This is a genomic window from Aquimarina algiphila, assembly GCF_947494415.1.
GTDB lineage: Bacteria > Bacteroidota > Bacteroidia > Flavobacteriales > Flavobacteriaceae > Aquimarina > Aquimarina algiphila.
Genome location: NZ_CANLVC010000009.1, coordinates 98352 through 110894, shown reverse-complemented (window position 1 = coordinate 110894; position 12543 = coordinate 98352). Strand labels below are relative to the sequence as shown.

Below are 12543 nucleotides of genomic sequence, written 5' to 3'. Positions count from 1 at the left end.
CCACAGACCAAACATGGGTAGAACCTTAGTAATTGGAGATATACACGGCGCATTAAAAGCATTAAAACAACTACTCGTCAAGGCAGACGTAAATCAGGATGACACACTTGTTTTTTTGGGAGATTATGTAGATGGATGGAGTCAAAGCGCTCCACTAATTTCATTCTTGATTGAACTTAAAAAAACCCATAATTGTATTTTTATTCGAGGAAATCATGACGAACTTTGCTATACCTGGTTAACTCAAAAAACGTATAATCCCGAGTGGATGAAACATGGTGGTCAAGCCACAATGGACTCGTATGCAAAATTATCTCAGGAAGAAATCAATGTCCATCTTCTATTCTACAAAAACTTGATCAATTATCATATAGACGATCATAATCGATTATTCCTACATGCTGGATTCACTAATCTTAATGGACCAGACAGAGAATTTTTTAGTAAATTATTTTATTGGGATAGAACTTTATGGGAAACTGCCCTTGCTCTAGATCTCAATCTTAAAAAAACCGATCTAAACTATCCTAAACGACTACTCCTTTTTAATGAAGTTTACATTGGTCACACCCCTGTTACCAGGATTAATAAAACCACACCTGTACAAGCCGCTTGTGTATGGAACATGGATACAGGAGCAGCTTTCAAAGGACCATTAACCTTAATGGATATTGCAACCAAACAATTTTGGCAAAGCGATCCTGTATACCAATTATATCCTAATGAAAATGGGAGAAACTAAAGTTTCACACTAAAAAATTCAATGTGATATAAAAATTTTGGGGATTAATTCTACATTTCATTCACAATCAAGTAGAATGACGTAATAGTTCTTTTTCAAACAAGCTAGTTCTAGTGCTCGTTAAAAAAAATAATGAAGTAGGGTATCATTTTTGATAGACGTTATTATAATAATTGCATCTTCTATATACAATAAATGATTAAAGTTTATATTCTATGAAAACAATAATAAATTTTTTAGCGTACTTAATGATGGCTTTTTCCTTAATTTTTATAATTGCATCAGAAAAATTAGGTGTACTTCAGAAATCAGATTCTAAATCAAATTAACCCTAATATTAATTTCTGAATTATTTTTAGACAATATAAGATAATCAAAAAAACAAGTAAAACAGCCTGTTATCACAATCATTTGATAACAGGCTGTTTTTACAACATATCCAAACCTATCTTATTTTTTATTCTTTTTCTTCTTCTTAGATTTTGATGCCTTCTTTACTTCTTCTTTCTTAGATGTAACTCTATCAATTTCTTTATCAAGGAAACTTCTAAAATTAGTATTTAATGCAGAACGTTTAGCTGCTTTAAAACATTTTTTAGCAGTAGTATACATCTCATACTTTTCGAATAAGATTCCTTTCAAAAACTCTAAAGATGCTTTATCTGATCCAGGAATTGTAATCCCAATATCAAGTACTCTTTCTGCTTCCTGATAGTTATTTAACAGAATTAAAAGTTCTGCATAGTAATAATATGTTGGAGTAAAGGTATGATCCAAATGCAATGCCATCTGAAAATAAAATTTTGCATTTTTATAATCATCCAATTGCTCCATGTAGATTCTACCCATTAAATAATGAGCCCCTACGTGAGTATTATTTGCTCCGATTACATATTGTAATTTCTCAATACATTGTTCTATATCAAAAGGATAATTATCCAATGCTTGTATATACAATACTTCTTGTGTATCTATTGCCATTTTATTTGTTTTTATTATTAGAGCATTACCACTCTGCTTAAGCAGAGTGGTCGGGCTATCCGTTATATCTTTTTTACGTATTCTCGACTGCATCGAACCCACGCAAAAAAGGATGCCACTCTTATCCCTAATGCAATCTGTATTTAATTTTTATCCATTCGTACAATTTTAGGAGTAAACATTCCAACAACTTCTACCAATTCAGTCTGATTAGCCATTACTTTATGAATGTCTTTATACGCCATAGGAGCTTCATCTAATCCACCACCTAACACCGTTACTCCATGATCTTGTAACATTTTTTTGACTTCACTACCTGTGAGTATTGTTTTTGCTTTTCGGCGTGATAACTGTCTTCCCGCTCCATGTGAAGCAGAATTTAACGAAGCCTCATTTCCTTTACCCCGTACAATAAATCCAGGAGCGGTCATTGAACCCGGAATGATACCTAAAACATTTTTTCCTGCAGGAGTAGCTCCTTTACGATGCACAATCATCTCTTTGCCTTCTACTTCTTCTTTCCAGGCAAAATTGTGATGATTCTCGATGACAGTTAGCGGTCTTGATCCTAATGCCTTGGATAATCGTCTATGGATATCATCATGACAAGCAGATGCATAATCCCCTGCTAAGTTCATTGCAATCCAATATTCCTGTCCATCATGAGTATTAAGGTCTAACCATGCTAAATGCTTCGCTTCCTTAGGTAAAGGATTTTGTTTCATCGCTAATTTTGTGTAATGCTTAGCAATGTTTGCTCCTAACCCTCGTGAACCACTATGGGATAAAATACCAAGATATTTCCCTGGTGGAATATCAAATTCATTATCAGGATCAGTGATTTCTACACTACCAAATTCTACAAAGTGATTTCCTCCTCCAGAGCTTCCCAGTTGTTTAAAGGCCTTATCCTTTAATTTTTTTACTGTCGGAATTTCACTAAACCCCTTATGTTCAAAAATCTCATGCATAGGAATATTTTTATGCACCTCATAGCCTCCAAACTTACTATGATCCTGAAGCATCTGTATATATTTATCCTTATGTCCTTCTAGATAGGAAACATTAATATCATAAATACTCAAACACATTCTACATCCTATATCAACTCCTACTCCATATGGTATTACTGCATTTTCTGTAGCTAGTACACCTCCAATAGGTAATCCATATCCCGAGTGCCCGTCAGGCATTAGAGCCCCTGCTTTGGCCACTGGTAGTTTCAGCGCAGTATACAACTGGTGTTTTGCTTCTTCCTGAATCTCATTTTCTCCAAAAATAGTAAAAGGTGCTCGCTGAGTATTCAGTTTTTGAGCTTCCACTTTTACCGGTTGCATTAATTCTTCTGCGATTTTTCCCATAATACCATCTCCTATGTATTTTTCGGGAGTTTTGAGTACGGTTTTTAATCGCTGTACCACTTTGTCTTTTCGGTCACGTTTATAATGCCTTAACATGATATCAATTGCGATACTAATTACTTTTCCTTGTGGATATCCTATTGCTATGAGATCTTTTCCTCTTAATTTTAATTTTGCCATAATTTTTAAATTTAAAGCCATTTTGAAATTGTAAGACCTTCTGCAACTGCCCATTTGCCCATAATTTCCTTTGCTTTATTACTAATTGGTTTATTAAATCTTGCTTTTGACTGCACAATCATTCTATTCGATATGTTCACCTCGATTGTTGCCAAAATCTCCTCATAATTCAATACACTTTCTTTTCTCAAAGTAAAAATAGAAGTCCTTTTCCTGTAGCAGGAGGATGCATAACTAACCACACAGTGGTTCATTCTTCTTCCTTCAATTCTAAGTTCTTTTGTACTTCTTAATTCACTTAACCTATAAGTCACTCTTTTTTCTTCTTTTCCTTCAATAACTGTCAAAGGAGAAATTGAACTTGCTTCCCAAATCAAATCCTTACCTTGTTTGGAAGTTCTGTTGATCTCAATATGCCATTGATCAGAAGCTCTCATTAATGAGGTAATAGTTCTACCTTTAATAACATAAGAATCATCTTCGTCTATACAGTGATATAAATAATCTAGCAGTTCCCCTGTTTTTTGAAGATCTAACATCGTTTGTTTCGACATAAACTGAATTACTTTATCCCAGAAAAATTCATTTTCAAAATGATTTCTGCTCAAAAAAGTATTTGCTATATAGTCCGCAAAAACCTCATCTGCTCCGTATGATAAAGACTGTGCCCATCTTAATGCCATAAAGACATTATAATCATCTGGAGCAGTTCTAAAAAAATGCGCTCCTTTTTTAGTCAGTTGAATAGGGAGTTTTAAACTTCTTATACTACCACCATTTGTTAATTCAATAAACCAACTGATCTGCTTTTTATCGCTGGTAAACCAAGTGCTATATAAGAATTTAGGAACTTCATACTTCTCAAAACAATGTTCTAATAAGGATAGTATTTGTTTATCACTGTTATGGCTTTTTCTTTTCCAAGTTCTATAATCATTTTCAAAATGATTCGTATACCATGCCATATTAAATACTACATTAATATATCGTTGTTCTTGTAGTAAACGATAGCATTTGTTTTTATAAAGAAATAATAATAACTCCTTAAATCGAGTTCTTCTCATCATATATCTCCTTCGACTCAAGTTCTTAAAATAAACATGATAATGACTCGTAAACGGCACTATTCCCTGATGATCACTAGTCCCATTAATGTAGAACTCTTCTATGATTATTTCAAATGGAATTCGTCTGACTCTCTTATGATTTTTTAAAGCTTCCTGAAGCCGAATTTCTCTTTCTGAAGCTTTTTTAATTTCATCTATTCTATTTTTTTTGGATAGATGTCTTCTTTTATATGTTCCCATGATTGTAAACTCATTGAGTATTTTTTAGTATTTGTTTTTATTAAACTTTATAGCTGAAAACACACTCCCGAGTCTACAGCCAATTTTATTGACTTACATTTCGTTTCATAAAAAAATTTAAGATTAGTAGTTGATCTCATTCGACGTCTCGAAAATATTGATCCATAAAAAAACCCTGAGTTTTAATGCTCAGGGTTTCAATTTTGAAAAGTATCGTGAATATTCACTAACTACAATATCTAACCATGAGCTGCCTTTGCACTCCAGGATTTATTTGATATGTATGTAGCTTGAACATTTTTTTAGTTTTTTAGACAATGTCTTTATGACTATTGCGATGCAAAAATATTCCTTTTTTTGAAAACTCAAAATTCAAATAGTTATTTATACTCATTCTAATTCAATTATTTAGAAGATTTATTCTTTAATAAAGTGTCAGAATTAGAAGTATACTTTGCACCATACATTCTAATTTTGATGGTTATGTACTTTTGATATTTTCAAAAAAAAACTTCACGTATTTTATATTCATCTATCATATTTATTATTTTTAATGCCATATGAAATTGTCCTAAGTTAATTAAGTGAATATTCACTTAAATTATTATAGCATATTTTGTAGTTTTAAAACACGAATTTAAAATCAACTCATCAATGGGAATTTTTGACAAAATAAAGGAAAAGCTTAGCCACGAGTTTATCGATATTATAGAATGGTTAGATTATACTGATGACACCATTGTACACCGTTTTGAAAGATATCAAAACGAAATAAAAAATGGCGCACAACTTATCGTAAGAGAAGGGCAAACCGCGGTTTTTATAAATGAAGGACAATTAGCAGATGTATTCACACCTGGAACTTATACATTAAACACACAAAATTTACCCATTTTAGCTACGCTAAAGGGATGGAAATATGGTTTTAACAGCCCTTTTAAAGCCGAAGTATACTTCGTCAACACTCATCTGTTTACTGATGAAAAATGGGGAACCAAAAACCCAATTACACTTAACGATGATCGATTTGGCCTGGTAGAAGTTCGTGCTTTCGGAACCTATGCGTTTAAAATTAGCGACGCAGGAAAATTTGTTGTTGATATCGTAGGAACGGATGCAAATTTTACCAATTTTGAAATCAACGAACACCTTAAAAGTTTAATTTCTACACGTTTTACAGACACCATTGGTGAAGCTAATCTTCCTATAGAGTTGTATGCTGCTAATACTACAGAATTATCAGAAACTTGTCTCGAAGTGATGCAACCAGAATTTAATTTTGTTGGTATTTCGTTAGAAAAATTCTTTATCGAGAATGTCTCAATGCCAGAAGAACTTAAAAAAGAAATCTTCGAATACAGTAGAATTGATAAGCTCGATCTTGACAAATTAACCAAGTTCAAAACCGCGAAAGCTATCGAAGCTGCTGCTGCTAACGAAGGAGGTACAGCTGGTGCTGGAATGGGTATGGGAATGGGATTTGTCCTTGCTCAACAAATGGGAGGTATGATGAGCCCTATGGCAGGGCAACAAGCACAGGTACAGCAACAACAAAACGCACCTGTTACTCCTCCACCGATGCCTGTTCAAGTACAGTATTTTTATGCATTAGAAGGACAACAAGCCGGACCAGTTTCTTTTGATCAACTCAAAGTATTATTTGCAAACAGAACCATCAATAAAGATGTTTTGGTTTGGAAACAAGGAATGGCAAATTGGACTCCTCTAAAAGACGTTGAAGAGTTAAAGTCATTTTTAGGGGGCAATACTCCTCCTCCATTACCTGGTAACTAAGAAAACTTCTCAAAATATTTAATCGATCTTGATACATACCGGGGTAATCATTTTATGGAAGAAGAAGAAAAAAAAGCAATTTCAGAACAAAAAAGGTCCTGTGTTAATTGTGGTGCAGAATTAAAATACAAGCCTGGAACCACAAACATTAACTGCGAATATTGCGGTCATCAGGAAACCATTACACAAGATGAGGATGGGTTTAAGGAATTAGAACTTAAACCTTACCTTTCTGCTATGGGTTCTCAATCCCATTCTGAAGAGATCATGATGCTTCATTGTAAAAACTGTGGTGCAAATCAGCACGTCGAAGAGAATTACAAATCACTTCACTGTGTATATTGTACCATGCCCCTGATTATAGAGGACGCCTATAAAGAAGATTGGATTTTGCCAGGAGCTGTTCTTCCTTTTCAGTTTGACCAGAAGAAATCTCATCAGATATTTTCAAAATGGGTAAAAGGATTGTGGTTTGCTCCTAATAAACTAAAAAAAGCAGCCTTAGATCCACAAAACACCAAAGGGTTGTATTTACCTTACTGGACATTTGATGCACAGTTATATGCCGATTATACAGGAGAGCGAGGAACATATTATTATGTTAGTGTCCCATATACAACAACGGTAAATGGTAAAACAGTTACAAGAACAAGACAAGAACGAAGAACGAGATGGTCACCAACAAGCGGAAATATAACCGGATTTGTAGATGATACTTTGATCAAGGCTTCACATCAACGTAATAACGCTATCCCAAAAAAACTATCACATTGGAATCTCGATGCTCTTGAGCCTTTTAATACAAGTTATCTGGCAGGTTTTGTTACTGAAAAATATACTATTCCTCTGCAAGACGGGCATCTATCTTCTACTAAAGAAGCAGAACGTATTGCAAGATCCTGGGCACGACAAGATATTGGTGGAGATACTCAAAGGGTACACAGTATTGATATGCGTTTAAGCCAAGAAACTTTTAAGCATATCTTATTGCCGGTATATATTAGCGCATATCGTTTTAATAGTAAGAAATATAATTTTTTCATTAATGGCCAAACCGGAAAAATCTCAGGAAGCAGACCCTACTCTTTTTGGAAAATCTTCTTTTTGGTGTTGTTTATACTTAGTATTATTTTAATCTTATTGTGGTTGTCTAATAAATAAAATAATTAGTTAATTACTTTAAAGCTTGAAACAACATAAGCTGTTTGGCTCATATTCCTACATAATCCTTCTTCAACAATAAAAAAGAATTCTTGGTCTTTAATAAGTTTTTGTTTTAATACTTCAAAATCTTCGGCCATGTATTTTCTTATCCCAAATGTAATTTCTTGACCAGTAGAAATCATATTTACAATTCCAGAACCCGAACCTTTAACACTATTAACTTTTACTGTTACTATAGCTTTATATGATTTCCCACAAATAGAAGCATCCTTAGTAATTTTAGTTACAGAAGCTATAAGGTGCACCGTTCCTGGGTTAATTGGGTCCTGAGAACTAATATATGTTGGTTTTTTAATAATTGGTGTATTAACGTTAGACCCTTGGTTTTTTACTTCTTTTTTTTGATGGTTCTGTTCTTCTTTTTTCTCCTGCGTATTACCTGTTGTTTTGCAAGAAAATAAGACCATCATCAATAAAAGGTATACTACTTTATCCATAGTGGTTAAATTAAAAAAAGGAGTTGAAATTTTCAACTCCTTTTTTATATTTTTATTTATTATACTTTCAAAATTATTTTTTGATCACTTTGAATTGTTGTGTTGTGTTCTGTTCATCAACAACATTTACAAAATAAATTCCAGGTGCATTACTTGTTGCATCCCAAACAAAACCAGAACTTAAATCCACTCCAGACTGTGAGTAAATTTTACTTCCCATAAGATTATACACATCTACATTAACTTTTTTACTTGTTTTTTTGTTAAGCGTATCAAAGTTAAAAGTAAACCTATCGGCAGATGGGTTAGGCGAAACCGTATTATCTGATCTGGTATCAATAGTTGCCAGAGGTTCAGAAACATTAGTTTGATTAGATTCTGGATTTTGAACTGTTCCAAAAATTTGGAATATTTGATCTATAGGAATCCCTGCGAAGGCAGCACCTGCAGATGTCCAATCCAAAGAACCAAATACACCTAATTCATCTCTAAATAATGCCTCATTACCAGTAATCTCACTTTGAGCTGACCAGAACCATTGTCTTGCTCCAGGATTAAAAGCTAAGTTTACATAAATCGAAATCCAATAATTTCCGCTTTCTAAAGCTACTGGTTCTGCTAGTGCCAAATTAAGCGTAGTATCATTTGGCTCAGAAATTGGGGCAATTTGCCCACTATTAAATATTTCTTGACCAGGCACACCTTCGTTATCTTGGTATATAACTACTGTAGCATTTGTAAGTGCAGGGCGATTATTTTCACCTCCAAACGCTAATATCCTTTCGATATTCCACGTAGTTCCTGTAGGTACTACAAAGTCGTCTGCAGACTGTATTAATCCTCCAAAATCAGGGAAAAATTGAGAAATTGTTGACGTTATGCTTGCACCACCTTGATCATAAATCGTATTAACCACTGTAATAGTAAAACCTTCGGCTACTTGTTCATTGCCAGAAGTAGCTACTAACGAAATAGTTGCTTGGTCACCTACAGTCAACTCCTCACTATATACTAGTTTAATGGTATTACCTTCAAGCGTTGCCGTAACTAAACCAGGGTTAGAATTTTCAAATTCGATATCGATAGCCTCTCCATTTGATTGAACAAATAAATCAGTTATATCAATTTCTTCTGGTGAAGCTGCAACATTATTTATATTTAAATCTAAATCATCCAATAAATAAGATACGCTTAGCGCAGATTCTGGTAATTCGTTAATAATTGGGAATCTAGCACTAAACAATCCATTACCATGAGCTGCAACTGCAATAAATCCATCTTTACGGGTAACAACTTCGTCAGTAACTGCATTACCAATTGCAAATTGTTCTTTTCTCCAAACGGTATTTTCACCCATTAACCTATTCGTATAGTAAAGCCCTGTACTTGTAGCTGCATAGATTTTTTGTAATCTAGAACCAAAGAACCCTTGACTACCACCAAAAAATGCAGTACTTCTCACTGATGGACCATTACCAGACCCGTCTCTATTCTCTTCTAAGTTACCACTAATATTGGTCCAGGTTTCACCTGCATTTTCAGTTAAAAACAGACTGATAATACCATAGTTTGAAAAAGTAATAATAACTCTATCTGAATTGGATGGATCTACATTAATATCATTAACAGTTCCTATAGGTAATCCTTTTCCAGTAGTAATATCTATAACCTCTTGATCATCAATATTTGCATTATCCATTCTGTATACACCACCTTGGTTTGTGCCATAATACAATCTGTTAGCAACAGGATATTTTGATACGTCCAATGAAGAGATTCTAGTCCCAGCTGGTGTATCAGAATTTGGTAGTTCTACCCAATTATCCTCTAATTCATCTAAATTATTATTTCTCCACATTCTATTACCAGCAGGCAAATACATAATATTATCATTATTATGATCTAGGATAAACGGAGCAATAAAAAAGAACCCTGTAGCATTAGGTGGTGTCACACCTACAGATGAAACAAACTCTCCAGCTTCATTATAATTCTGTCTAAAAATATTTCCTCGCTGAGATGAAACATATCTTGTTCTCCCTCCATCGGCTATGGCGCTATAACCTCCATCACCACCGAACAACTCTTCCCAATCAGCCTCTGGATCTGTAGAGTTGGTATACCATGTACTATTATCCTGAAAACCTGCTAATAAATCATCGCTATTCGCTTCTGGATCAAAAGATACATGATAGGGTTGTGTAGTTAAATATCCATTATTTAAAGAGGTCCAATCTACAGGTTCTGCTCCTGCATTAGTTGCAGTAATGTCTTCGGTTACTGCTACCCCTCCGTCACTACCAGTTAATACTCTATTTGGATTAGAAGGATAAAATACTAACTCGTGCTGATCAGGATGCTGATCAGTATATACAGTAACATTATTTAATGGAGAATAACCAGCTATCCAGCTTTCTTGTCCAGCTGGAGTGGTAAATCCTGTTGTGGATCTATATAAGTTAGTCCCTCCTACAAATACCAAATTAGGATCAGCTGGGCTTACCTTTACAACCATATTATACCCAGTTTGTAGGTTTAAATTTCCAACTCGGCCTCCAATTGTTGTGGGTAAGTTAGCTGTAAGATCTGTCCAAGCTTCTTCTGGAGTTTCTGCAGATGCATCATATCTGTATAGTACTGCTTCATTTCCTGGATTAAGATCTCTGGTCAGAAAGTAAACTATATCTTCGTTTGATGGATCAATTCCCGCCTTAGTTCTTCCATAGGCAGGTATAAAATTTTGTGGGGTAATATTTTCCCAGGTATCTCCACCATCTACAGATGTAAAAAATCCCGCATTTGGATCTCCTTCAGAATCTATATTTGCATATAGTATCCCTGTAGAGGTTACACTAATCTCTACATTATTATCAAAACCTGATTCAAGTACCTCGGTAAAAGAGTTTCCTCCATCCTGAGATCTCAAAAGTCCGTCGAAGGTAGCTACAAATAAATCACCATTAACAGGATTTACCACCAAAGAATTTATAATATTAAAAGGCGAATTAAAAGCACCGGGGTCAGTATTAACGGTAGCTCTTAATTGTTCCCAGGTACGTCCACCATCTTGTGATTTATATACACCATTTCCTTGATAGAAAGCTCCTGTCCCTAAACTTGCTGAGTTACCTATATCTTCACCTGATCCATAGTACCATGTAAAACTACGACCGGGTCTTGGATCTTGTACAATAGTGGTAATACTTGGACTTTGGAAACGTCTGGTCACTTTTCGCCAACTTTGTCCTCCGTTTTCAGAGCGCCATAGCCCTCCTGAAACTCCTCCGGCAAGGATTACATTTTCGTTGTTACGATCTATAGCTAAGGCTCTTGTTCTACCTCCTACATTCCAAGGCCCTCTGTTTTCCCAATATGAAAAACGCTTAGCATTGGATGATTTAGCAATACTGTTTAATGATTGTTTTGAATCATTACCAACTTGTATTTTGCCAGAAAACTGTATTTCAGCATTTCTAATTCCTTGAGGAATTTCATTAGAATAAGGATTCTTAAGTCTTTCAAATTCGAATTCTGCACGAGCAATAGCATCATCCTCTTTGTTTATAAGTTTTCCTCCATTCTTTTTTGCTCTACTATTATAAATCATTTTAGCTTCTTTATAAAGCCTGTGAGCATCTGGTTTAGATTTTTTTTCGTTTTCCTTTACAGAAAGTTTTGGTTGTTGCGCATTTACTGAAATAATGGTTCCAACGATTGAAACCGCCCAGACAGAACGTCTGAGATAGAATAGTAATTTTTTCATTTTTTAAGCTGATTTGTGAATAATCCGCAAATCTAAATTAAAATTTCGACTTTTTTTCTTAAAATTTAAGGAAATTTAGCAATTTATTAGTTTTTCCTTAATAAAACCTCTAGAATTTCGGTAATAACGTGACATATATCTTCCTAGACAATAACAGGGCCATTTTAATAGTAAGAAATATAATTTTTTTATTAATGGACAAATCAGAAAAATCCCAGGAAGCAGACTCTATTCTTTTTGGAAAATCTTCTTTTTTTATTGTTTATACTTGCTGTTATTCCTTCAATATATTGGATAACTGAGTTCCTAAGCTAAAAATCTTCACTAATAATTTATAATCTTAAAAATAATAATCTCATATACCGTCTTTGCAGAGTCAAAACACAGTCCTTCTCTAACTTTAAACGAAACTTTCTGGTCTTTGGCCAATTTTTGTTTAAGAGCATCAAAGTCTTTCGAATGTAATTTCATAAAAGCAAAAGTAATTTCTTGTCCAGCAGAAATCATATTTACAATGCTCGAACCTAAACCTGTAATACTTTTTACCTTTACTGTAGTAACTGCATTATACTTTTGACCACAAATGGAGATATTCCTATTTACATCTTGTATTACTGCAACCAAATGTACTGTATTAGTTTCTAGAGCATCATGATGCTTAAGATCACTAAACTTAGGTTTTTCTACTTTAGGTTTCTGTTGGCCCTTTTCTGTTTCTTTTTCTTTGGCAACACTATTTGACTTACATGAAAAT

The 12543-nt window shown here is 34.1% G+C and carries 9 protein-coding genes; 3 read left to right on the top strand and 6 right to left on the bottom strand.

The window, feature by feature from the left end:
- The first annotated feature begins 13 nt into the window (after positions 1-13).
- Positions 14-742 (top strand): metallophosphoesterase, encoded by a 729-nt coding sequence (locus PQF96_RS21970; RefSeq protein WP_109436125.1) that lies wholly within the window; start codon positions 14-16, stop codon positions 740-742.
- A 450-nt stretch (positions 743-1192) separates the two neighbouring features.
- On the opposite strand, the gene PQF96_RS21965 is transcribed toward PQF96_RS21970, so the two are convergent.
- The 3 genes from PQF96_RS21965 to PQF96_RS21955 all read right to left on the bottom strand — a co-directional run bounded on the left by PQF96_RS21965 (position 1193) and on the right by PQF96_RS21955 (position 4571).
- A complete protein-coding gene (locus PQF96_RS21965; protein ID WP_160114147.1) occupies positions 1193-1723 on the bottom strand; it encodes a tetratricopeptide repeat protein in 531 nt (176 codons plus the stop codon).
- Positions 1724-1866: 143 nt separating this feature from the next.
- Entirely contained in the window at positions 1867-3264 is a 1398-nt protein-coding gene (locus PQF96_RS21960) for an RtcB family protein (RefSeq protein ID WP_271768390.1), read from the bottom strand.
- An 11-nt stretch (positions 3265-3275) separates the two neighbouring features.
- Positions 3276-4571 (bottom strand): PcfJ domain-containing protein, encoded by a 1296-nt coding sequence (locus PQF96_RS21955; RefSeq protein ID WP_271768388.1) that lies wholly within the window; start codon positions 4569-4571, stop codon positions 3276-3278.
- 654 nt (positions 4572-5225) lie between these two features.
- Between PQF96_RS21955 and PQF96_RS21950 the strand changes: the two genes are divergently transcribed.
- Together PQF96_RS21950 and PQF96_RS21945 are read left to right on the top strand one after the other, a co-directional pair.
- Entirely contained in the window at positions 5226-6365 is a 1140-nt protein-coding gene (locus PQF96_RS21950) for an SPFH domain-containing protein (RefSeq protein WP_109436128.1), read from the top strand.
- 54 nt (positions 6366-6419) lie between these two features.
- The gene (locus tag PQF96_RS21945) at positions 6420-7526 is read left to right on the top strand and encodes a DNA helicase PriA (protein WP_109436129.1); all 1107 of its coding nucleotides are present in this window, start codon (positions 6420-6422) and stop codon (positions 7524-7526) included.
- 5 nt (positions 7527-7531) lie between these two features.
- On the opposite strand, the gene PQF96_RS21940 is transcribed toward PQF96_RS21945, so the two are convergent.
- The 3 genes from PQF96_RS21940 to PQF96_RS21930 form a co-directional block, all read right to left on the bottom strand.
- Positions 7532-8026 (bottom strand): hypothetical protein, encoded by a 495-nt coding sequence (locus PQF96_RS21940; protein ID WP_271768385.1) that lies wholly within the window; start codon positions 8024-8026, stop codon positions 7532-7534.
- A 73-nt stretch (positions 8027-8099) separates the two neighbouring features.
- Positions 8100-11789 carry a T9SS type A sorting domain-containing protein gene (locus PQF96_RS21935; protein ID WP_271768383.1) on the bottom strand — a complete coding sequence of 1230 codons (3690 nt, stop codon included), beginning with the start codon at positions 11787-11789 and terminating at the stop codon, positions 8100-8102.
- 324 nt (positions 11790-12113) lie between these two features.
- Positions 12114-12413 carry a hypothetical protein gene (locus PQF96_RS21930; protein WP_271768380.1) on the bottom strand — a complete coding sequence of 100 codons (300 nt, stop codon included), beginning with the start codon at positions 12411-12413 and terminating at the stop codon, positions 12114-12116.
- Positions 12414-12543: the final 130 nt, after the last annotated feature.

Excerpts from the sequence above, each read along its gene's own strand:
- PQF96_RS21970 (WP_109436125.1), top strand. The coding sequence starts at position 14 with ATGGGTAGAACCTTAGTAATTGGAGATATACACGGCGCATTAAAAGCA.
- PQF96_RS21965 (WP_160114147.1), bottom strand. The coding sequence starts at position 1,723 with ATGGCAATAGATACACAAGAAGTATTGTATATACAAGCATTGGATAAT.
- PQF96_RS21960 (WP_271768390.1), bottom strand. The coding sequence starts at position 3,264 with ATGGCAAAATTAAAATTAAGAGGAAAAGATCTCATAGCAATAGGATAT.
- PQF96_RS21955 (WP_271768388.1), bottom strand. The coding sequence starts at position 4,571 with ATGGGAACATATAAAAGAAGACATCTATCCAAAAAAAATAGAATAGAT.
- PQF96_RS21950 (WP_109436128.1), top strand. The coding sequence starts at position 5,226 with ATGGGAATTTTTGACAAAATAAAGGAAAAGCTTAGCCACGAGTTTATC.
- PQF96_RS21945 (WP_109436129.1), top strand. The coding sequence starts at position 6,420 with ATGGAAGAAGAAGAAAAAAAAGCAATTTCAGAACAAAAAAGGTCCTGT.
- PQF96_RS21940 (WP_271768385.1), bottom strand. The coding sequence starts at position 8,026 with ATGGATAAAGTAGTATACCTTTTATTGATGATGGTCTTATTTTCTTGC.
- PQF96_RS21935 (WP_271768383.1), bottom strand. The coding sequence starts at position 11,789 with ATGAAAAAATTACTATTCTATCTCAGACGTTCTGTCTGGGCGGTTTCA.